This is a genomic window from Filibacter tadaridae (genome assembly GCF_900609045.1).
GTDB classification, from domain to species: domain Bacteria; phylum Bacillota; class Bacilli; order Bacillales_A; family Planococcaceae; genus Sporosarcina; species Sporosarcina tadaridae.
Genome location: NZ_UXAV01000039.1, coordinates 1 through 22776, shown reverse-complemented (window position 1 = coordinate 22776; position 22776 = coordinate 1). Strand labels below are relative to the sequence as shown.

Annotated in this window: 23 protein-coding genes and 1 tRNA gene; 14 read left to right on the top strand and 10 right to left on the bottom strand. The window is 40.9% G+C overall.

All coding sequences use genetic code 11. The features are described 5' to 3' along the window. Positions 1-280 precede the first annotated feature (280 nt). Positions 281-859 carry a uracil-DNA glycosylase gene (locus FILTAD_RS07995; RefSeq protein WP_203229678.1) on the bottom strand — a complete coding sequence of 193 codons (579 nt, stop codon included), beginning with the start codon at positions 857-859 and terminating at the stop codon, positions 281-283. 275 nt (positions 860-1134) lie between these two features. Between FILTAD_RS07995 and FILTAD_RS07990 the strand changes: the two genes are divergently transcribed. Further along, a complete protein-coding gene (locus tag FILTAD_RS07990) occupies positions 1135-1569 on the top strand; it encodes a YugN family protein (RefSeq protein WP_124069959.1) in 435 nt (144 codons plus the stop codon). A 311-nt stretch (positions 1570-1880) separates the two neighbouring features. On the opposite strand, the gene spoIIP is transcribed toward FILTAD_RS07990, so the two are convergent. Both spoIIP and FILTAD_RS07980 read right to left on the bottom strand, forming a co-directional pair. Continuing rightward, positions 1881-2792, bottom strand: a complete 912-nt coding sequence (gene spoIIP / locus FILTAD_RS07985) for a stage II sporulation protein P (RefSeq protein ID WP_124069958.1) — start codon at positions 2790-2792, stop codon at positions 1881-1883. Continuing rightward, complete coding sequence (locus FILTAD_RS07980) at positions 2782-3321, bottom strand: RNA polymerase sigma factor (RefSeq protein ID WP_124069957.1); 540 nt, start codon at positions 3319-3321, stop codon at positions 2782-2784. The genes spoIIP and FILTAD_RS07980 overlap by 11 nt, the downstream gene beginning before the upstream one ends. Positions 3322-3538: 217 nt before the next feature. On the opposite strand from FILTAD_RS07980, the gene FILTAD_RS07975 reads away from it, so the two are divergent. Further along, positions 3539-3865: a four-helix bundle copper-binding protein gene (locus FILTAD_RS07975; RefSeq protein WP_124069956.1), complete on the top strand. Its 327-nt coding sequence runs from the start codon at positions 3539-3541 to the stop codon at positions 3863-3865. A gap of 262 nt (positions 3866-4127) precedes the next feature. Here FILTAD_RS07975 and FILTAD_RS16185 read toward each other — a convergent pair whose 3' ends face one another. Beyond that, positions 4128-4799, bottom strand: coding sequence for a collagen-like protein (locus tag FILTAD_RS16185; RefSeq protein WP_124069955.1), 672 nt, complete (start codon positions 4797-4799; stop codon positions 4128-4130). 62 nt (positions 4800-4861) lie between these two features. Next, positions 4862-6907, bottom strand: coding sequence for a PKD domain-containing protein (locus FILTAD_RS07965; protein WP_124069954.1), 2046 nt, complete (start codon positions 6905-6907; stop codon positions 4862-4864). Positions 6908-7052: 145 nt separating this feature from the next. On the opposite strand from FILTAD_RS07965, the gene FILTAD_RS07960 reads away from it, so the two are divergent. From FILTAD_RS07960 to FILTAD_RS07925, 8 genes are all read left to right on the top strand, one after another. Continuing rightward, a complete protein-coding gene (locus FILTAD_RS07960) occupies positions 7053-7472 on the top strand; it encodes a hypothetical protein (RefSeq protein ID WP_124069953.1) in 420 nt (139 codons plus the stop codon). Further along, the gene (locus FILTAD_RS07955) at positions 7469-7942 is read left to right on the top strand and encodes a hypothetical protein (protein WP_238988188.1); all 474 of its coding nucleotides are present in this window, start codon (positions 7469-7471) and stop codon (positions 7940-7942) included. The genes FILTAD_RS07960 and FILTAD_RS07955 overlap by 4 nt, the downstream gene beginning before the upstream one ends. A gap of 72 nt (positions 7943-8014) precedes the next feature. Beyond that, positions 8015-8596 (top strand): SCO family protein, encoded by a 582-nt coding sequence (locus tag FILTAD_RS07950; protein WP_415579204.1) that lies wholly within the window; start codon positions 8015-8017, stop codon positions 8594-8596. 60 nt (positions 8597-8656) lie between these two features. Further along, positions 8657-9418 carry a hypothetical protein gene (locus tag FILTAD_RS07945; RefSeq protein ID WP_238988186.1) on the top strand — a complete coding sequence of 254 codons (762 nt, stop codon included), beginning with the start codon at positions 8657-8659 and terminating at the stop codon, positions 9416-9418. Then, positions 9411-9701: a hypothetical protein gene (locus FILTAD_RS07940; protein WP_124069952.1), complete on the top strand. Its 291-nt coding sequence runs from the start codon at positions 9411-9413 to the stop codon at positions 9699-9701. The genes FILTAD_RS07945 and FILTAD_RS07940 overlap by 8 nt, the downstream gene beginning before the upstream one ends. Before the next feature lie 18 nt (positions 9702-9719). Then, the gene (locus tag FILTAD_RS07935; RefSeq protein ID WP_124069951.1) at positions 9720-10007 is read left to right on the top strand and encodes a hypothetical protein; all 288 of its coding nucleotides are present in this window, start codon (positions 9720-9722) and stop codon (positions 10005-10007) included. 19 nt (positions 10008-10026) lie between these two features. Next, positions 10027-13668 (top strand): multicopper oxidase domain-containing protein, encoded by a 3642-nt coding sequence (locus tag FILTAD_RS07930; protein WP_124069950.1) that lies wholly within the window; start codon positions 10027-10029, stop codon positions 13666-13668. A gap of 64 nt (positions 13669-13732) precedes the next feature. Continuing rightward, the gene (locus FILTAD_RS07925; RefSeq protein WP_124069949.1) at positions 13733-14443 is read left to right on the top strand and encodes a hypothetical protein; all 711 of its coding nucleotides are present in this window, start codon (positions 13733-13735) and stop codon (positions 14441-14443) included. 44 nt (positions 14444-14487) lie between these two features. Here the strand turns inward: FILTAD_RS07925 and FILTAD_RS07920 are convergent, their stop codons facing one another. From FILTAD_RS07920 to FILTAD_RS07910, 4 genes are all read right to left on the bottom strand, one after another. Continuing rightward, positions 14488-14793, bottom strand: a complete 306-nt coding sequence (locus FILTAD_RS07920; protein ID WP_148085393.1) for a hypothetical protein — start codon at positions 14791-14793, stop codon at positions 14488-14490. 8 nt (positions 14794-14801) lie between these two features. Then, complete coding sequence (locus FILTAD_RS15805) at positions 14802-14969, bottom strand: hypothetical protein (protein WP_160117584.1); 168 nt, start codon at positions 14967-14969, stop codon at positions 14802-14804. 280 nt (positions 14970-15249) lie between these two features. Then, complete coding sequence (locus FILTAD_RS07915) at positions 15250-16071, bottom strand: DUF2935 domain-containing protein (protein ID WP_282432576.1); 822 nt, start codon at positions 16069-16071, stop codon at positions 15250-15252. A 271-nt stretch (positions 16072-16342) separates the two neighbouring features. After that, a tRNA-Val gene (locus tag FILTAD_RS07910) sits at positions 16343-16415 on the bottom strand. A 125-nt stretch (positions 16416-16540) separates the two neighbouring features. Between FILTAD_RS07910 and FILTAD_RS07905 the strand changes: the two genes are divergently transcribed. Continuing rightward, entirely contained in the window at positions 16541-17395 is an 855-nt protein-coding gene (locus FILTAD_RS07905; RefSeq protein WP_415579203.1) for a DNA-3-methyladenine glycosylase family protein, read from the top strand. A gap of 101 nt (positions 17396-17496) precedes the next feature. Here FILTAD_RS07905 and FILTAD_RS15970 read toward each other — a convergent pair whose 3' ends face one another. After that, a complete protein-coding gene (locus tag FILTAD_RS15970) occupies positions 17497-17640 on the bottom strand; it encodes a hypothetical protein (protein ID WP_203229676.1) in 144 nt (47 codons plus the stop codon). 540 nt (positions 17641-18180) lie between these two features. Here FILTAD_RS15970 and FILTAD_RS07900 point away from each other — a divergent pair. From FILTAD_RS07900 to FILTAD_RS07890, 3 genes are all read left to right on the top strand, one after another. Beyond that, complete coding sequence (locus FILTAD_RS07900; RefSeq protein WP_124069945.1) at positions 18181-19569, top strand: aldehyde dehydrogenase; 1389 nt, start codon at positions 18181-18183, stop codon at positions 19567-19569. Positions 19570-19821: 252 nt separating this feature from the next. Further along, a complete protein-coding gene (locus tag FILTAD_RS07895; protein WP_124069944.1) occupies positions 19822-20874 on the top strand; it encodes a M42 family metallopeptidase in 1053 nt (350 codons plus the stop codon). Positions 20875-20887: 13 nt separating this feature from the next. Continuing rightward, on the top strand, positions 20888-22378 hold the full coding sequence (locus FILTAD_RS07890) for a UDP-N-acetylmuramoyl-L-alanyl-D-glutamate--2,6-diaminopimelate ligase (RefSeq protein ID WP_124069943.1): 1491 nt from the start codon (positions 20888-20890) through the stop codon (positions 22376-22378). The last annotated feature ends 398 nt before the right edge of the window (positions 22379-22776 follow it).

Here is a 22776-nt window from a genome sequence, read left to right as displayed (position 1 = left end):
TTGGGTAGGTTTCAGTTTCGAGAAAAAAGTTGAAAGGATAAAAGATGCACAACTATACCGAAAAGTATAGTTGTGCATCTTTTATTTGTGATTGACTGTTCACTTTAGTAATGCGTATACAAATGACTATCCCGTAAACTCAAGTGGATTATAAAAACTGACTTGCTGCTATTTTCCATATATCACGTGAAAAAGAGGAAGAAACAGTCCTTGTCTAATGAAACTATAAAATCTCCCGCCCTTGATGTATAGGCGGAGGAGAATTTTTCAGTGCCTTCGACTAGCAATCCAGGGTATTATAGCATTCCGCAACAAATTTCAAGTCCTCTAATAGCAAAGAACGCAAGTTGGGGCGACGTCTAACTGCAAGAGGATGGTAAGCCACTGCTGTTTTGAAACCTCTTATATCATACCAACTACCTCGCAACGTCTTTACTTCAGCCTCGGGATTTTGAAAAAAGGATTGGACCGCCACGTTTCCTAAGCAAAGAATCAGAGTAGGCTTTTTTTCTTTCAACTGCTGATCTAAATGTTTCATACAAATGTGCCGTACTTTTTCTTTTTCGTAAGCACGCACTGGTTTTCTTTTAAGGATATAAGTGACATACAGGTCGTCTATATCTAAACCAGCGTCATTTGCGACTTCCTGGAGTGTTTGTCTCGTTCCACATAGGAATGCATCACCCTCACGATTCTCGCGTGCCCCAGGGTTATCTAAAATAATCATAATCGGCGCATCAGGATTCCCTTCACCCCAGACCATCCGTGTCCCATGTTGATATAGACCACAATCTTTACAATCATCAAGGTGGTTAGGAGTCGGTTCTTCTACTAACGTTTTCGGACAAAAGTCAGAAATAATTTTCAACCCCTTTGCTGTTTTGCTCTTACATGGAAAGCATACCTTAAGTAGGGTGATTTCAAACTAGTTTCCAGCGTATTGACGATTATGGGCCCAGCGGCTAATCTCTTTGAAACCGAATTATCAAAACTCTATAACTAGCAATTCCCACGGTGTTAACAGAGTGGAAGTGTTTGGATTTGACGAAAGTGTATTTGTATTTGTTACCTGTATTTTTTCATCTCCTATTGTGAATGCTGTCTACGTAACGACTTAACAAGGAGGAATCGGTTATGTTGAAATTAGAGACGGAACTTGAAGGGCATCATGCTTCTTTTGGTGTCGTGAGCGATTGTATCAGTGATCTTGGTTATCATTTAGGAGGGAACTGGGATTATCATAAAGGGTGTTTTGACCATACGTTATGCCGCGAAAACGGTGAAACCATTTATGTCCGTATTCCTTTCCAAGTAACGGACGGGGAATTGGATGAATATAATGCTTCCATTAAATTTGAAACACCCTATGTGATTAAACATGTCGTGCATGTCGGATTGGATAGTGATGATAGTTCGTTGTTAAATGCGACTGGCTTTAGCCAATTTCAACAGCCAATTGATAAGGACGGGCAGATTAAAAATAAAAACAGATGGATTCATGCAGGGGAAGTCGCTGTAAATGAACTCTTGGAGTGTTTGTACGAACATAAACATTTGAAATCTGGATGAAGAGTAGGTTCGACTTATTTTGCTATATAGGTTGAGATAAAGAATCCTCTCAACAACGCTCGGCGCTTGGGGATGCCTCTCGCAATAAGCTAGTGAAGAAGACCGCTGTCAGTCTTATTGCGAGAGGCATCCCCGGTGAGGCGCCTTCGCTGGAGATTATATAGAATCATTAGTTCGACATATATATAGGTAGAAATAAATAATGTGACAGGTAGTTGATTTCCGTGCCCACGGAAAGTGTCCGCTCGGAATGGAAATCAATGTTTTGTTGTGAAATAAATGAAATTAGTTACTTTACAGTAAATAACATATTATTTATTCTTGATTATTTCCTCAATAATCTCGGATAAAATATCAGCTGTTCGATATGCTTCTTCCAAGGTGCTGTCTATGCCGCCTACATTCATTAACACCGATTGACCAACGAGGTCTTGATTATATGTGCTTTGTATCTGTCCGTTCTTCACGTTATTTTTGACGATTACCCCCCTCGATATTCCAGGGTATTTCTGATTAAATTTAGTGTGCAACTGCTCTGCAAATTCCACATTTTCTTTGTAATTTTTACTTGTTTGGGACACAATAAATGCAACCTTGGCATAGTCTTTACCGTTACTAACGAGGGTACTATCCTTTCTTGCTATGGAATCCCTGTGAATATCAAGCACCATTTTAATGTTACTGTTTGTTTGCAATGACTTTTCTAATGGCTCTCTTGATACATCATAAGTTTTATTGAAAGTCAATCCTCTCCCCTTCGTAATGCCAACGACATCCGTGCTATCATGTATAACATTAATATCTTTTTCTTCCAATGAACTCTTCAATCTTTTACCAACTAAAGTAATATTTTTTGATTCATCTTCTGGTATAATGCCCTCTTTACCATTTATTTCAGGATTGAAAGATTCATGATTATGTGTGTGATAAATATACACAGCCGATTCTTGTTGAGTAACAGCGGGGACAGAATTGCTTTGTCCATCAACTGAGATGGCTGTGTTTATTACTTCGTGTCCACCAAGCAGGAAAACCCATGAGAACGCGATTGCACATAGGGCCATTCCAGTTGCTGCGAAAGAATAATACTTGTACCTTCTTTTTCTTTCTGACTTTCTTGCGATTTGTCTAAGTCGAGTTTCCGTATTTGAAACGAACTCTTTACTTGGCGTATACGAATGGGCATCTTTTAGGATATCAAACAATTCATTATCAGTTCTCATTTTCGATTAACACCTTCCTATTCAAGTTTAATTTTTTTTCGAGTTCTCTCAATCCCCGATGATAATCGACTTTAACCTTGGATTCACTACAGTTTAGGATTTCAGCTGTTTCTTTTATAGAAAATTCGTTTATACCCCGCAGTATTAATACGGTTCGGAAACTTGGTTTGACTTTTGAAATAGCAATTTGTACATAATTCTTCATTTCATTTTGTTCGGCAAGTTCATTTGGATCCTGCGCTTCCGATTTCAAGTTTTTAAAAAATCCCTCTTTAAAGATTGAAGTGAATTTCGACTTCCGATAATGGTCAATTACGACGTGTTTTGCTATGGAAAAAATCCAAGTCTTTAAGCTTGCTGAATGATTAAATTTCGATAAGTTGTTCAACACACGGATAAATACTTCCTGCGTCATATCCTCTGAATCATTTTGATTACCCGAAAAACAGATGATGAATCTATAAACATCTAAGTAATGATTTCGGTAAATCTCAATAATCCTGTCCTCCGTGTTATCTGCATCAAGCAAATAAATCCCTCCTTATTTTGCTATACAACCATTATTCGTTTTAACTGCCGGAAAGGTTACATGTTTTTTTGAGTAGCTCCGTTAAAGCTTGTGATAATCTTCAGTGTACGACACAAAAATGAGTAAATGGGTTTATTCAAGGACTTTTTTTATAAGTTTCAAAACAACTTTTAAGGGAAAAATACCATAGATTGTAATTATAGCAGGAGGTGATTCCGTGAATTCGAATTACGAAAAATGTCTGGAAGCGTGTTTGGAATGTCTAGAGGCCTGTAACGTCTGTTTTGACGCATGCTTGAAAGAGGAAGATATGAAGATGATGGCGGATTGTATTCGTTTGGACCGTGAATGTGCTGATATATGCGCGTTTGCAGCACAAGCAATGACGCGCAATAGTCCATTTACTAAACAAATTTTAGAACTTTGTGCAGCAGTTTGCGAACGTTGTGGAGACGAGTGTGCTAAACACAATCACAATCATTGTAAGCGTTGTGCTGAGGCTTGCAAAAAGTGTGCTGAAGCATGCCGACAAATGATAGCTTAAACGATGTGCGGAAAGTGCAGCTATCAATGTGGGACTATTTCCGGGAATTTAAATTCGTCATGTACTATAAAGCTTTTGCGTCAAACACAAAAAACACCATCCAGTGAAGGGTGGTGTTTTTCTATAAATCTATACATGCCAAGAGTTTAACGTTATGGTCCCGACTGGGCTCGAACCAGCGATACAAGAAGACGTATTGCTCATACAAGTGCGTTAAATTATAGTGGACATCATAGTGGAGCTCCCTATGAAATTATCCATATCACCCAATCTGGATAATTTGTAACGTCGCTAGCGTATAACTACAATGTTCCTGTAATTCAGCAACTAGCTGTATGACGTCTCCCTCAAATAAAGAAAATAAAAGAGTAGAAGATAGAGTGGCAGAAGTGGTGGATTCAGTCAATGATGATGTTACCTTAATGGCATCGTTAATTTGTATATGGAATTTTGAAGGAATGCAGCCTATAACTTTCGATTCAAAGTTGACTTTATAGATGACTTGAAAAATGCCATCTTTTAATACTTTTAAACCTTCGCGTAATACTTCAACATCTTGTAAAGGTCCGGCTATTATGAAACTTACATTACCTGATGCTGAAGTTTTTGATTCGGTATAGGCAAATCCATAAGCCTTATCAAACGTTCCTGCTGGTCCGGGTTCTCCTTGTGGACCTGCTGGCCCTCGCTCACCGCTTGAACCTTTGGATCCTGTGTCGCCTTTTGGACCGGGTTCACCTTTTAATCCTGGAGGTCCTTGGTCTCCTTGAACGCCCCGGAATCCCCGGTCACCTTTTGGCCCTTGTTTTCCACTTGGCCCTGGGCATCCGTCCTTTCCCTGTGGTCCTTGATAGCCTCGTGGCCCCCGCCGACCTCTTGACCCGTCACTACATTTACAAAAATGGCTTTCATTACATTTCGGACAGCGTTCCATGATATATCCTCCTATAAAAGATTATTATTCAATTATGAAAAATCCCTTTTGGATCATCTATATTACCTTCGAATTGTGATTGGGACATTTAAGAGTGTTTCACCTGAACTTGTTTGGATTGAAATAGCTCTCGTTTCATCCGGTTGTATCGCAGATCCTTCAACTCGATACAGCCATTCACCAAGTGCATCAACTGATACTTGTGCAAGGAGAGGGCCACTTAGGTCATTACCAATATAGAGGGAAATGGTAGCGTCAGGTCCAAGTATGTCAGATGTTCCAGTTATTCGCCATTCTGCATCCCGAGTCCGGAATTCTGCTCGAGTGACCGTTAAATTTTGAGTTATGGATGCTACTATTACATCATCGAATGAAGTGCCACCAGGGCCACGAACTGTGAGTCGGAAAGAAGCCGTTCCTACTTGTGTTGGAAATGTAAATGTTGCCGTCGCTGTATTCGCATTGGTTAACTGAACAGGAATTCCAGCGATTTGCTCCCATTGATAGCTGGTCACAATACCTGTTGCACTCCCTGTCAACGTGACGACTGTTCCTTGTTGAACAATTTGGTCTGGTCCGGCATTTGCAACAGGTGTAGGTGCAGACCCAATCACTAAAATACTCACTGAATCAGTGGATGGACCTCCTTCACCGTCAACTGTTAATTCGAAAATTAGAGTCGTAGTCAAATTAGGTGCTGTGAAGGATGGAGTTGCAGTATTCGTGTCTAGTAGTGTAACGGGTGTGCCTGAAACTTGTGTCCAGCTAAAAGATGTAATCGGACCCGTTGAGTTTGTTCCATTCAGTGTAACCGGTGATCCAAAAAGGACTGTAGCATTTTCTCCGGCATTCGCTGCAACAGATATCGGATCGGTTGAAGGTCCTGTCACGGTTATGGGAATCGTTCTTTTTCCTTCTGCACTTGAGTTGATTGTCAAATTGGGTGGGGCAAATAGAAGGTTCGTCGTAAACGTCCCATCGGGTAAAAGGATTAGTTCCCCGATGCCGAAGTCTTCTATTGAAAGCGTAGGGGTACCGAGAGAATCACTGGATGTAGCGATGATTGTAAGGTCTCGAGTATCCGTATCATAGTTGGCAGTTACCGTAATAAAGTCTACAGGAGCTACCTCCTTAATACTTTGAGGACTATCATTTATATTTGTAATGGTAATCGTACTAGGAGGGCGGCTTCCAGTAAACTGAACACGGGCAAAATACTGGCCATTGGTACCCTGTAATAATGTAGGGTCAATACCGGGACCCGTTACATTTATAGTCTGTGGAGTATCATCCGACGTAGCAAAAACGTCTATGAATCCACTATCGGCTACGTTTTGAGTATAAGTCGCCCGTGGAACGTCAACGCCTGATATCGTTGAGATTTTACCTAATACGGTAAAGTTGCTTGTTTCGATACAGTTATCCGGATCAATCCCAGGCGTCGTCGAACGATCTAGTGAACCTATACCGATTCCGGGACCCTCAATTCGAAAAAAGTTTTGAAGTTGCCCGAATCGATCCGTAAACAAACTTCCTATAATTGGATGGACCACAGCTGGGTCCCCAAGATATCCTTCTGGAGCAGCCGGAGCAACAGCTGGATTCCATTGTAAGAACGGATGTACACGGCTATTTAGTGCAAGTTGAAAATCTCCCCCATTTAACCCACCGATATCTTCTGTAAAATTAATTTCTCCAACTGTAGGGTCATCCCGATCCGGTTCAACAGTGAATGTGTCGACTCCGTACGGATGCGTAACCGTATATACCCCGTTTGCTCGTAATCCAGCCACGCGAATGCGGACTCTACCAAACACAATTTGCTCATGGTCCCTCGGTACTTCATTTACAAAAGCAGCTTCTAATGCCAAAACAAGTCTTGCCCTTTCCCCCGTATCTGTCGTCATTTCAGCTTCCACCTGCATGTAGAAAGCTTCTTCCGGATAATTGTCAGGAAACGAAACTGGCTGTGTTGGATTAGGTAAGTCCGCGGGTGAGATGCCAGAGAATGGATCAGTCGGGTCAACATTCAATTGAAGACGTAGGCCATTTTCATCTTTATACCAAACTGGAAATCCATCAAAAGCATTAATCGGTCCAACCTTCATGAAATACCTCCTTCAAGAAAAGCTACTAGTAGTATATGGAGAACGGGTGTGAAAAGCGTAGGCATGAATAAAGTAAGTTTCGAAAAGTCCAGTGGACAACTTCCCAAGGCATCCCTAGTTTCATAGCGTATACAGAGGTGGGACCATGGATAAGACAATTATCTTACTTCTATTGTATGTGGACATTTGCATAGGTTTTGGTTTTTATATGTATCTATGGAGAATAAAGAAACTTATCGGTTTTCATCTGGGAATGAACATCAGTATTGTAATGGGTGGAATGATTGCTCTAATTTTCGGTGTATTACTCATCCTTCAATTTCCGTTCCATTTTACGTTAATTACCGTGGTTTCAACATTAACAGGGTTAGTGGTAGGTGCAATGTTTGGGCTGTTATTCGATTACCAAACGTTTGTGACAGGCTTAACGAATGGAATAGTTGTCGGATTGATGTCACCGATGATCGGCACAATCATCGAAATGCCATCCGTGTTTGTTTGGTGCATTCATATCTTTTTTGCAATCAGTTTATGCACGATTTCAATTTCTATTAAAAGGTCGTGAAAGTAATCATGCTTCTCATCTTGGTCCTTCTGGTATGGAATTTAGCTGAAGTAATTTCTATTTATCGAATGTTCAAGAAGAAAAACTTGTTATTTGATGATCGGTTTACAAAGACAATGTGCATGGCTATAACGACGATTTCTTCAGTTGCGTTATCACTTTACCTGGAACTGTTGATTCCTGAAAATCAGATGTCTTCATTTTTTTTGCCCATCCTAGTGGGGGTATTTATTGGTTGGAGATTCGGTTCTATCATTAAAGCTCCCGCGACGTTAAACGGTATTTATAACGGTGCGATGGGAGGAATGATGGGTATGATGTTAGGTGCCGTGTTGCAAAACCCGGCTCTATGCAACATTCCGATAGATTCGGATTCATTGATTGCTACAAATATGTATGTGATTACAGTTTTTATTGCTCTTCTACACACAATTGTTAGTTCCTTCATACGTTATTCAATAAAAGTGTAGGATAAATATTTTCTCAAAGTGCTAAGGGGGAGAGCTATTTCACTACTTCGCTTTGCTTAAGAGGGGGGAATTGTGTTGAAAAAAGTTATTATGACAGTACTACTAGTCATTGGATTTTTTATTTTTTACTTCCTATGGCCTCGAACAATTGAGTTACCTCACATTGGAACTGTAAAGGAGTGGCCACTTACTGAAGTAGGTGGAAATGAAGCTTCTTTTCGAGAAAAACCAAAACTAATTACTTTTTTCTTTACGAATTGTCCCGATGTTTGTCCTACCACGATGTGGGATCTAAAAAAATTACATCAAGTGATGGAGGAAAGAGGAATATCCCAAGATGAGTACTTTATCATAGCTGTTACGGTGGATCCTGAATACGATACGAATGACAAAATAATTCAGTATAAAGACATGTTTGAAATTAATAGCCCCAACTGGTTGTTTTTCAGAGGTGCAGAAGAGGAGACTTACAAATTCACTCAGTACTTCAACTTTTCCTATGAGAAAAATGAAGATGGATTTCTCACTCATTCAACGTCTATGTATGTAGTGGATTCAAATGATAAAATACGTGCGCACCACGATATGGCATTAGGCAAAAAGCAAGTAAATATTGAAGAAATTGCAGATCATTTGGAACAGCTACTCAAATAACTTACTTACACTTTTTCAGGATAGACTTGTTTTCAGAAATATTATTTGGAGGAAGTCATTATGAAGGAAGAGTATAAAAGTGTTGAAACGGAAAAGAAGATAATGGAATTACCAAAAGAGGTTTCTTCATTTTCATCACCAACAAGTGCTGTTTCCGAGGAAGAAACAAGAATTCTTACAGAGTATAACGACCAGAGAAATATGTTTAAAATAATCAATCTACATGAACCGCACCGTAAAACACTTACGCTGAAGAAGTTTTTTAAAGTGAAGCGAAACCAACAAGTTGTAATCTCCTCGGTTATTGAAAAGGACGGAACTTTAACGACAGAGGGGAAGGTCGCGGCGATTGGTCGAGACTTTGTCATGCTCACGGATTTACAAAAAAGAATTTGGATTCCATATGCTGTAATCGAAACCGCAAATATCCCCTTTGGTTTTCCCACCTACTCGAACTCCCATCAGCATCATATATACGACAATCAATTGCGAAGAAAGCTCATGCTCAATTTTGGCGAAACCGTGACGAAACGAGAAGCGTTGGTTCAACAGTTTTTTGAAGAATCTCTCCGAACAAACTTACATTCATGGAAAGGGACGTGGGTTGAGGTAGTCACGAATGAACAATTGATTTTCGGGAATATATTAAAAACAACAAATAAAGAATTATTCCTGAAAAGGTTCAATGCAGAATTGTCAATCCCTTTAAAAGACGTACGATTTGTATCTACATTCCGGTTATTTTCTTTGTGTAGAAAAATGTTGCATATCATGTTTTCCGTCTTTCATGAAAAATTAAAGGGAGGTAGAAAAGATGGGTAAAGAAGAAGAGAATTATTTTCAGGATTTCAACAAATTAGTAGGAGAAGATCTGCTTGTTATTACGAAAGCTGTTCAGCTCAACCTATTGGGGCAAGTATTTCGCCCAATCTTTTGCGGAACGGTTTCAGAAGTGCAAGATGGACATCTGACATTATCACCTGTCATCGTAAAAATGGTGAATGCCCCATTTTATCGATTTCCTTTCCCTTTGAGTGTTCCGCTTGAGCAAATTGTGTCATTTTCAACTGAAGTACCTTGTGATTTAGTATTCCCGTTAACTTAACAGAAAAGGGGAGAGCATATGTCTAAACCAAATGAATCTCAGCCGATTAATGATATTCGAGAAGCGGCGATTATCAAGCACTTCAGAAAGAATATAGAGAAGAGAGTGTTTATTCTAACAGAAGCATTTCCGTTCATGTATATTGGAAAAATTGTAAATGTGGTTGAAGATTTGGTGGAGATTCTTGTACAGACAACGTCAATACCCGCATTGGAAGGGAAAACGTGGATTGTGCATATCCATTCGATTGATGTGTTCTATATTGAAACAGGGGTAGGTGCAAAGATACCTGATTTGAAAGATTAGAAGAAAAGAGGTGATGCAGATGAAAAGAAGTTATCACGTAGTAGCGATTCCAATTCGAATCGTCCTGAACTCATTCGGCGATCATAATCCGAACGGCATGATGTACGTGTTAAAAGAGAATGAACAGAAAGTAAAAGAAATGGTCAAAAAAAACCCGTTTTCTCCTGTTGACCTCGTTCAGCCACTCGCGATTCGGGCTAATGAAGGGGACACAATAGAAATTTTGTTTGAAAATAAACTACCATTTAACACGGGTATACACTTTCAAGAAGCTGAGTACGACGTATGCCAATCTGACGGGGCAAACGTTGGATTGAACAAAGATAGTACTGTAGCTCCTTTCAAAACTATTTTATATCGGTTACATGTTGTGAAAGAAGGAAACTATTTCTTTTCCGATTTAGGAAATCCTTCAAGTGGAGAAAATGGTTCAAATTCAAACGGTCTGATTGGAGCGTTATGTGTGGAAAATCGCTTTTCCTGGTGGACGGATCCTGAAACTGGAAAAGTATTGAACAGTGGTCAGTATGCGGACATCCATCATCCAATATTGCCTTCATTTCGCGAATATGTCTGGATGTTCCACGATGAAATGGAAGTGGATGATTTAACAGGAAACCGACCAATCAATCATTTCTCTAATCAGGAAGAAGAATCGTTCCATGGGGCCAATTACCGGTATGAACCTGAAAATAGACGCCAACAGCTGATTTCAGAAGGGGTCGTCTGTCCGAATTGCCAGGGGGAAGAAGTCCATCACGATTCCTGGGTGTTTGGAGATCCATCCACTCCGATATTACGGGGGTATCTTGGTGATCCAGCAAAAATAAGAGTCTTTCATGGCGGAGTAAAAGAAACGCATGTTTTTCATTATCATGTCCATCAATGGTTCAGTGATCCGAATGACCTCGCATCTGAAATATTTGACGCACAAGCGATTAGCCCGCAATCACATTACACAATTCAGCCGCTTTACGGTTTAGGTAGTTTACATGGATCGTTTGGAGATGCAGTTATTCACTGTCATCTTTACCCGCATTTTGTTGCGGGGATGTGGGGGATGAATAGGGTGTTTAATACGCTTCAAGATGGGACACAATGCTATCCGAATGGCGTTCCGATTAAAGCGTTGCTCCCATTGCCGGACAGGGAACCACCACCAAAACCGACAAAACTGAAACCGGGATTCCCGAACTTTATCCCAGGTAAGGTAGGGCTGAAGGCGCCGCGTCCACCGCTGGGAATTATCGGAGGAAGAGGTCTGACTGAATTAGAACGAAATGCAGCAATTGAGAATCCTAGACCAGGTGCGGTATTTACGGATCCTTGTCCAGAAGATGCGCCAGTAAAGGAATTTAACGTTTCATTAATTGAATTACCACTTACTTACAATAAGGAAGGTTGGCATGATCCTACAGGGCGAATGTTTGTTTTGGATGAAGACATAGAAGATATTTGTTCTGGAAAAAAGGATCCGGAGCCTCTTGTCATCCATGCGTCGGCGCATACTTGTTTTCACATTAATTTTACGAATCGATTGCCTCATATACTTGACGGCGATGCATTCCAGCTCGTCACCAGGACATATGAAGTAGGCATGCATATCCACTTTGTGAAATTTGATGTACTTGTGAATGATGGAGCGAATGTTGGGTGGAACTATGATTCTTCCGTTTTACCCGGTGAAACGGCACAGTACTCTTACTACGCAGATGTGGAACTAAAAGCTTGGTTTTTCCATGATCATTTATTCCCTGGCGCTCACCAGCAACATGGTGTCTTTGGATCAGGAGTGGTCCATCCACGTTTTTCTAAATTCCTTGATTCAGAAACAGGAAAGGAAGTTAATAAGGGGACTCAAATTACGACAAGTAACCCATTAATTCCTGATTACCGTGATTTTGTATTATTTGCTCAAGACTTCACACATTTGTTTGACAAAAATGGAAAACCGCTTAGTCCTCCCCCTTTTCCTGGTTCGCCGGACGATCCTGGGTTGTTTGGTGTGAATTACAAAAACGAGCCGCTGCAATTTCGCTTAGGTAAAGAATGTGATCCCGCTTATAGTTTTAGCTCCTATGTGAACGGAGATCCCGTCACGCCAATATTGAAGGCGTATGAAGGAGATTCAATCCGAATTCGTCTACTTCAGGGCGCGCAGGAAGAGTCACACAGCTTTAATGTTCATGGACTGAGGTGGTTGAAAGAGCGCGGGGATCTGAATTCCAGGTTAGAAAATCAGCAGCATATTGGTATATCGGAATCATTTACGATGGAAATGCATATTCCACGATCTGGAGATTATCTTTGGGCATTTGAAACTGAAGAAGATTTGTGGAACGGGTTATGGGGGCTAATACGGGCATTTGATGAGAAGGTACCAGATTTAATAACCTTACCGGATCGTCCTGAACCATTAAAACGTTCTAAACCTTTGCCGGTATGTACTGGAACGAAGCCACCACCAGCAGAAGATCCGACGTCTGCTCCAATTAAGGGACCAATACGTTATTTTGATGTCGTTGCCTTTCAGACATCCATCGTTTACAATTCGTTCGGGGATCATGATCCAAATGCAATCATTTTTGCACTTCGGAAAGATATGAAAGCAATAAAAGAGGGCTTAAAAAACCCTGAGCCGCTAATCCTTCGGGGCAACGTAGGAGAAACCGTAGAAGTGACGTTGACCAGTTTATTGAAGCAAGAATTATTCCCATTTCAAGATGGAATCTACCCTTACCCGATTGTCAAAGAGCAGGCTTTTTATCCACCGTCACTCCGAATTTCCCTGCATCCTCAATTGATTGATTATGATGTGAAAACGTCAGCAGGAGAAACGGTCGGCTTCAATGGCGATCAAACTGTCGGGCCAGGGGAATCTCGTACCTATCGCTGGTTTGTAGATTCCCAAGTGGGAGCATGTGGTCTATGGGATATGGCGGATATCCGCAACCATAAGTCGCAGGGAGCTTTTGGCGCTTTTATAGCAGAGCCAAGAGGAACGGAGTATTTGAATCCGTATACGCTAGAATCAGATACAACTGGAGCAAACGTTATATTACGCAATCCTTTATTACCAGATACAAGGGAATTTGTATTAGTCATGCATGATGGTGTGAGGTTGCTAGATAAAAATAAACAAGTCATTTTTGATCCGGTTGATGGCATTTTGCTTGCATCCCCTGAGGTTGATGAAGATTTACTAGATACCTATGATCAAGGGTCACGCGGTTTTAACTATCGAAGCGAAAGATTAATTAACCGTTATCAAAAGCATCCAATGCTTCATGATTTGTTCAGTTCAAAAGTTTTCGGTGATCCGGCAACCCCTCTATTAGAAAGCTATGTAGGGGATCCGGTAACGATACGATTGGTTACACCAGCTGAAAGACGAAGATCCCATACGTTTCATTTGCATGGCCATCGTTGGCGATTTGATGCAAAAGATAGTAATTCACGGACAGAGTCATTCGTCGGATTTAACGTGGCCGGTGCAACACGAAACTTGGAATTGTTAGGTGGAGCAGGTGCTTATAACGGATTTCCTGGAGATTTCATGTACCGTTCAGGAAATATTAGATGGGATATAGAGCAAGGAATGTGGGGAATTATGAGAGTGCTAGGTGAGCTAAAAGAACATCTCCCTCCATTAGATCAATAAGTGATGTGAAAGAGAAGAGAATCTCTTCTCTTTTTCCTCTACCTAGATGAAAGGAGGTTTACCGATGAAAAAGAAAGAAGAAATGCCAGAAAAAGAAATGCAGAAAAAAAGGCGAGACATTGACTTTTTTATTCCCGAAAGATGTTGTCCTGAACGATTTCCCTCTCCTCAGTTTCCCTCACCAGAAAATTGTCTTCCTCCAGATAGAATAGCAAAAGTTGATGAGAAGATTATAGACGCAAATGAATTATTGTTGGATCTCGCATTAGATGATGACCGATCGATACAAGAAACGTATCAAAAAGCTTTCGATGGGTTAATTGGTTTACAAGTTGAAGTTACAAATCAATTAGGCGAATTGATTGAGGGAGAAGTAACTGTACCTGGATTTGATTTTGTTGTTCTTCGTGATGAAAAAAACATATTCGCTGTACCGTATGGACAAATTGAATTGATAAAGCCTTCAGGGCGTTTTGCGGAGCCGTTTCCGGATGCGGAACTACTGGATATCAATCCTTGTTTTCGACGGAATTTAACATTTCATTTTGGGGAAGTTGTCTCATCTTCACCGGAGCTAATTCAGTTGTTTTTCAGAATCCCCTTATCTATTTACCTACTTATCTTTGAAGGGAAGCAAATTCGAGTTAAGATAGAGGATACGATGATAGAAGGGCTTCTTACGGATGTGAATAAAGAATCAATCGTTTTGAAAGTAGATGGAGAAAGAAACATTATTCCAATTGAAAGGATTTTGCTTATTACAATAAAAGCATAAAATCAGCCCCTTGAATGACAAGGGGCTGATTTTTAGGGAACTGTTTAAGGGCATGAATTTTTCAAATGACAAGGACTAATTAACGTCATATGTGAAATCTTGTCGATAGAGAAAATCCAAGTCCGACCCTTTTTGTGTATCCTTTCGTCAGAAACATGTTCAAGAACGTTTTCTTCTTCGTAGTTGTTCTTTGTGGACTCCTTGTCCGTTTGTTTTTCAGATAGTATACCTTTTACGTCTTCACAATCTATTGGATGAGTACCATCTACAAATAGTTCAACGAAATTCGATCCGACAAAGACAATCGTTCCTTTAACTTTTTTTCCGTTATCCAACTCGAATTCAACCACGCAACAGATCATCTGACGTAGGCGAAAGCTAAGTCCGTTTTGTAAACCGCCCAATCGAACTCTAAAGTTGGCATCACACAAATCTTTTCGGCAACGACAGCAGTCACAAGTACAGCAACATTCATGAGAACAACAGTGTTTGCAAGAATGATGGTTGTGGTCATGATTGCAATCATGACAATGACTTTGCTTATGACAACAGCAGGTAGTACAACAATACTTCCCCACTTTAACCCTCCCTTCTCACATGTTTACTTTTATTATATGAGGACGTTGACAGGGGGAGTGATTGGTAAACCTATGCAAATACCGAATCTGGAGATTTTAAGTATTCAAGTGCTAAAAGAAGATTTGCGGGTAGCGGTGGCGGATACGGAAACTACCCTAATGAAGATGAGTAAAGTGAAAAAGGACTGTCATAAAGTCAGAATTGACGACTTTTGTGACAGTCACTTTTCATTTTTTTATTGCAGTAAGATGCTCATCGAATGCATCAATAATGTGAAGGAAATGATCTGCTTCTCGGTATACGTGGTCCGCAAGAAGTGTGGGGATGCTACTCTTAATTTTACAGGCTTCAATTAAATCTCTAGCCGTTTTCTTGAAATCGCGTAGTGATACAACCGATACACGATTTTGGTCTAGAAACTGGTCTAATAACGGTACTGTTTCTGATTGAGGACGCATATGATCCAAGTCTTGTGCTTGGAAAAGAAGTTGATCAAAATCATTGCTGAATTCTCTTGCTTGGTCGACGAGTTTTCTTTCTGAAGGATCCAACAAATGACCGATAAACTTTGAGTGGTCCGCCATTATTTTTAAGAAAAACACATTTTCTTTAATAATAGCCTCTGGTAATGGTTTCAGCTTCCCTTCATTCAATTCCTTTAATCGTTTAGCGAAATAAGCTGCTTCTCGGCTCGTGTGGTCAACGAGTAATGGCATATTATTGGACACAATTTCACAGCGTAATATTAATCCAAGAACTTTTCGTTTATATGCCCAAATGGAAGCAGCCGCCTGGTACACTTGGATGTTAAGTTGTCTAATTACCCCAGGATCTGTCATTTCATTGTAGTCGCTAATTTGTTCTTCAATCCGTTCAAAGACAGCAATATAATGTCTTGCTTCTTTAATGAGTTGCGTCTGATCTACTGTAAATCCTAAACTTAAAAAGAAAGCGTGCTCTTTCATTATCCTAGACCAAAAACGTATTTCCTCTAACGATTGCGTTACGTAAGTAGTAATCGTCTTTTCGCTCCTTCTAAGTTTTTCAATCTTTTCATCTTATGTGGTGATGGCTTTGCTAATGATAAGTTTTACGGGTGGAGAAGACAGGTCAAGGAATTCATCTCCAAATGCATTCAATGCTGTGCAAAAAGTAAAAGACTTTAGTGTGTTTTCTCTCCTAATGGGAAGTAGCATAAATATAATTTTACATCGATTAATAGGCGTTATAACCCCAATTTAACCCCAACAATAAAAAGAGTATCATCCATTGAAGGATGATACTCTCTGTAAACCCATACATACCAAGGGTTCATCGTTATGGTCCCGACTGGGCTCGAACCAGCGACCCCTACCTTGTCGAGGTAGTGCTCTCCCAGCTGAGCTACGGAACCGGGAAGTAAATCGTGCACTTGCTTACTGCACATTTATTATTATAGCTAGTTTTGAATATAAGTCAATACCTTTTGAAAAACTTTTTTCACAGTACGCTAAATGATAGAATCATATGTGAAAAGGGGTGTATTCGATGGATGTACAGTTTTCATTGCCATTTACATACGATTTTGACCGGGCGCTTGATAGGTTGTCCGGTGATCCAGTAATTGCGGTTAATCGGGAAAGTCGATCTGTGAGAATTCCTATGAAAGAGGGGAATGTTGTGACGCTTTTAGGGAAAGGTACAACTTGTAGCCCTTCTTTCATCGTGGAGAATGCGGTTGATGAGCGTCAACAAGAAGAAATCAAATCGACTTTTCATTTTGATAGACCATTGGATGGGATTAGTGCACATTTTAAAGGAACTGATCTTGAGCAACTTTTTAGAGAACATGAAGGAACCCCGCTTATCAAAAGCTTTTCGCTTTATGGTGAGCTGATGAAAAGTATTATTCATCAACAACTGAATTTATCATTCGCCAATACATTATTGATGCGCTTTGTTGAATCATATGGGGATAAAATCGATGGTGTTTGGCGTTATCCATCTCCGGAGCGGATTGCTTCTTTAGACGTTACAGAGCTTCGGGACAAACAGTTCAGTACACGAAAAGCGGAATATGTGATTGGTGTATCGCAAGCCATCTCTGAGGGGAGACTGGACCTGGAGAAGTTCAGTGGCATGGAGGATGCGGAAGTAACAGCAGAACTGATTACATATCGTGGCGTAGGTCCGTGGACTGCACAAGGATTCTTGATGTTCGGACTGGGGCGCCCGAATTTATTTCCACTTGCAGATATCGGGTTGCAAAATGCGTTGAAAAGGATTTGGGGTTTGGATCGAAAGCCGACGAAAGATGAAATTCTTGCACATTTTCCAGATTGGTCTCCTTATTTAAGTTATGCCGCTCTTTATTTATGGCGTAGTATCGAGTAAGGGGTCCCAATTAAAAATGACTTTTCCTCTAACTGCATGGAAAAGTCATTTTTACGTATCATAAACAGGGACTGTGGAAAATAACCGGTTGTTGAACAAACTCAGTGTAGCTGCTCCAAATTCGGTTCCTCTTCATTGAAAAAAAGAAAGTTTTCCTCTTCTAGCTCAAAAAGACGATCTTTATCGATACCCAGTGATAAGTTTCCTTCAAAAATTGTTTCGTACCAAGATTCTGTTGTTGTCATGTCCATTTCCTCCTTTGTATTGTTTGTTGTTAGAACATTCTTTACCCTTGAATGTTAGACTACAAAACATGGTTACGTGAAAAGGAATCGTTTGTACTAGAAGTATTCCCTCATTTGTTGAACGTATGTACAGTATGATTATGGGAGCCCTTTCTATATTCAAGATACCAACGATTTGAAAATGAAGTGCTAACAAAATATGCGTTAATGTGATTGGGGCGAGAGACAAAGTTTTCACTTAAAACAAAAACAAGTGACAGGAAGAATAGCTGTCATACACAGTATATGGAGTAAAGGTTGTTCTAAAACTGCGTAAAAGGTCGGAACTTATCGCGGCGTAAAAAGACAGTCCTTTTGTGATATTGACTTCTTCAGATTCACTGAAGACACTTGGGGAAATTGAATTATCGTTTTTTTCGCCCGTAGAATTTCTGCAGATTAAAGGCATTTTTTGATTAATTAGAAATAGTGAGGGTTGTTCTTTGCTTCTTGGATGCAGGAAATCTATTATTATAGTAACAACAAATTGGAGGGGATGAATTGAATTTCACTGCTCAGGATGTAGAATCGATGATAGCAGCACAACGTAATTTCTTTTATAGCGGGGAAACAAGAAGTATTGAATTCCGTAAAGAGATGTTAGCTAAGTTGAAAGATGCAATTATCGTGAACGAAGATGACATTTTGGAAGCGCTTCATAAGGATTTGCGGAAAAGTCCGTTTGAATCCTATGCAACGGAGGTCGGGTTTGTCCTTTCGAGTATTTCACAAATGAGTAGCAATCTTGACGAATGGTCGGCGCCTACAATGGTGAAGACGCCCATCCATTTACAACCTGCAAAGAGCTTCATTGTTCGTGAACCATACGGCAGTGTTTTGATAATCGGTCCATACAATTATCCTTTCCAACTTATTATGGAGCCGCTTGTTGGTGCGATTGCAGGTGGCAACTGTGCAATTGTGAAACCATCTGAGACAGCGGTTCATACTGCAGAGATTGTGAAAAAGATTGTGGCAGAAACTTTTCCACAGGATTATATCCGTGTTGTTGAAGGGGAGCGCGAGGAAACATCCGCACTGATCCACGCATCATTCGATTACATTTTCTTCACGGGTAGCGTTGCAGTCGGTAAAGTGATCATGAAAGCGGCTGCTGAACGATTGACGCCGATTACCCTTGAACTTGGCGGGAAAAGTCCGGCACTAGTCGACCAGACGGCAGATATTCAAAAAGCTGCTGAACGAATCGTCTGGGGGAAGTTTGTGAATACGGGACAGACATGTGTTGCACCTGATTATGTGCTTGTTCATCAATCGGTAAAAGAAGAACTTATAAAAGAAATGAAGAAAACACTACAGAAGTTTTATGGGAAAGATGCAGCTGACAGTCCCGATTATGGCCGTATTATAAATGGAAAACAATTTGACCGTTTAGCAAGAATCGTTGTCGAAGAACAAACGAAAATCGTATATGGCGGCACTGTTGACCGCGAAGATTTGTATATCGAACCGACAATACTGGATGACGTTTCGTGGACGGATGCTTCGATGGAGGATGAGATTTTCGGTCCGCTATTGCCCGTTTTGACGTATACGAATCTCGGGGTAGCGATTCACCAAATCCGGCAATTACCAAAACCGTTAGCTGCCTATATGTTTACTGAAAATGATCAAGCGTCCAACTATTTCATCGAAAACCTGCCCTTTGGCGGTGGGTGCATAAATGATACAATTGCGCATGTCGGAAATACGAACTTACCGTTTGGTGGCGTCGGTCCATCGGGCATGAATGCTTATCACGGGCTCGCAAGTTTTGAAGTGTTTACACATGCCAAATCAATGATGAAAAAAAGTACAACGATTCCAATGCGACTGGCATTTCCGCCTTATGGCAATAAAATGAAGATGATAAAACCGCTCATCCGTTAAAGGATGGCGGTTTATTTTCGACTTTTCGTTCGGATAGGTCCGTAATTTCATTGCATCCGAAAAAAACGGGGAATAGATAAGATGTGTGATGACGCAGGATAATAAAAAAAGTATAATAAACATGATGCATGTATGGATTATATTCGTTTGTTCTGTTAGGCACCTTGGGAAATTTTCATTATACTTATCATACACGATTCCGCATAAACGGAAAAAGACAAATTTCAACGCAGGGAAAAGGGGAGAATGGATATGACAACTGTATTTCATGAAAAACGGACAATTGATTTACTGAAGAGGTTAGTGGAGACACCAAGTCCATCGGGTTATACGGATAAAGTGATGAAGCTGATTACGAAAGAACTTGGTGAAATGGCTGTTACGCATAAGACGACAAATAAGGGCGCAGTCATTGCAACTATCGAAGGATCGGATACTGGCCGTCACCGTCTTTTGACGGCTCATACTGACACGCTAGGTGCAATGGTGAAAGAAATCAAAAGTGACGGACGATTGAAGCTTGCGATGATTGGTGGGTTCAACTGGAACGCGGTTGAAGGCGAGTATTGTCTAATACATACGGCATCCGGAAAAGACATTCGGGGAACGATTCTTATGCACCAGACTTCGGTTCATGTCTACAAAAATGCGGGTACTAAAGAACGTAGTGCAGAAAACATTGAAGTGCGTATTGATGAGAAAGTAAAAGATATGAAGGGCACACGGGGACTTGGCATTGAGGTAGGGGATTTCGTTTCATTTGATCCGCGCTTCGAAATGACAGATAGCGGCTTTGTGAAATCCCGCCATCTGGATGATAAAGCAAGTACAGCATTAGTGCTTGAATTGATTCGAACTTTGCAGGAAGAAAAAGTGCAACTGCCACATACAACACATTTCTACATCTCGAACAATGAAGAAATTGGGTATGGCGGAAACTCTAATATTCCTGAAGAGACAGTTGAATACATTGCAGTCGATATGGGTGCTATGGGGGATGGACAAGCAACTGACGAATATACAGCGTCAATTTGCGTGAAAGATGCAAGTGGACCTTACCACTATGCATTGACGCAACATCTTGCAGGTCTGTGTAAAACGGAAGATATTCCATTTAAACTGGATATTTATCCGTATTACGGCTCGGATGCATCTGCAGCGATTCGGGCAGGCTTCGACGTGAAACATGCACTTTTCGGTCCTGGAATCGAATCATCTCACTCACTTGAACGTACACATGTTGATTCTTTGAAATCTACAGCACAATTATTACATGCGTATGTCACATCAGCAATGATGGAATGAACGGAGGAATTGCATGGATACAGAAACATTATTTTCAGTGTTACCTATTAAACAGGTAACAGGTACTCTACCAATGACAGTGACGGATATTGCAGTTGATTCGCGGGCAGTGAATGCGGGCGGTGTATTTGTTTGTATCACAGGCTTCACAGTGGATGGACATGATTTCGTGGAAAAAGCAGTGGAGAATGGTGCAAGAGTAATTGTAGCGTCAAAACCTGTTCAAGTCGATTTAGAAAAGGTTGCTGTTATTACTGTAGAAAATACGGCGCGTGCAATTGGTTTATTGGCACCTCGATTTTACGGTTATCCTTCGAAACAGATGACGATGATTGGCGTAACAGGAACAAATGGCAAAACAAGTGTCAGCGGAATCATTCATTCAATTTTATTGGCGGCGGAAGAAAAGTCTGCTTTAACAGGTACAATCGGTTTTAATTTGGATGGTACTTTATATGAGACGGATAACACGACAGCTGATGTATTAACGACGCAAAGTATGATCAATCGTGCAGCACAAGAAGGATGTAACACGATGACAATGGAAGTCTCTTCTCATGGCCTTGTCGAAGGCAGACTCGCTGGCACGGAGTTCGACATTGCGGTGTTTACAAACTTGACGCATGATCATTTGGATTTCCATGGAACAATGGATAATTACGGTCATGCCAAAGGGTTACTGTTTTCACAGCTTGGACAAGATTTAAATCAGCGCAAATTTGCGATCATAAATGCAGATGATGCGTGGGAGGAAAGAATTTCTGAAATGACTTCGTTTCCGATTCTTTCATTCGGCATTCATAATGATGCGACGTTCCGTGCGACTGAAATTGAGTTAAAGGCAGACGGAACCACTTTCACATTAAACGCACCAGATGGCGAATACCATGTCGACATGAAGTTAATCGGTGAGTTTAGTGTTTATAATGTGCTCGCTGCAATTGCCGCACTCTATGCAAAAGGAATGGCAGTTGAAGACATCATCGGTTATTTGGGTGGAATCGGCGCTGTTAAAGGACGCATGGAAATCGTGCCAACTGAATTGCCTCTGACAATGTATGTCGATTACGCACATTCTCCTGATGCAATTGAAAAAGCGATTGCTGCTGTACTGCCTTACAAAAAGGAAGGTAGTAAATTGATCTTTTTAATCGGCACGGGCGGCAATCGTGACCGTTTGAAACGACCGATTATGGCGGAAAAGGCAAGTGTAGCCGATTACGTTATCTTGACGACAGATGACCCACGCGACGAGCCATATGCGTCAATCGTCGGGGAACTTGAAGCTGGTATGAAGCATGACCACTATGCGTGTATTGGCGATCGAACAGAAGCGGTTCGCCATGCAGTATCGATTGCTGAGGCAGGCGACATGATCATTTTTGCCGGAAAAGGGCATGAGGACTACCAAATTATTGGATCAGTGAAATACCCTCATTCCGACGCGGAAATTGCGTTAGAAGAAGCAGAGAAGAAGTTTGGTACAGGTGTAGTTGGAAAGTGATAAAGATTGGGACTGTCCGAGTTAGTGGGACAGTCTTTTTTGATGGGGTGGATGATTGGAATTGAAAGTTTCGGAGCCATGACAGTTTTCGAGATAGCCCTTACAGTTCGGGCAATTGCCCTTACAGTTTCGCCGGGCCATGACAGTTTTCGAGATAGCCCTTACAGTTTGGGCAATTGCCCTTACAGTTCCGCCGGGCCGTGACAGTTTTCGAGATTGCCATGACAGTTCGGGCAATTGCCCTTACAGTTTCGCCGGGCCGTGACAGTTTTCGAGATAGCCCTTACAGTTTGGGCAATTGCCCTTACAGTTCCGCCGTGCCGTGACAGTTTACAAGATTGCCCTCACAGTTCGGGCAATTGCCCTTACAGTTCCGCCGGGCCGTGACAGTTTTCGAG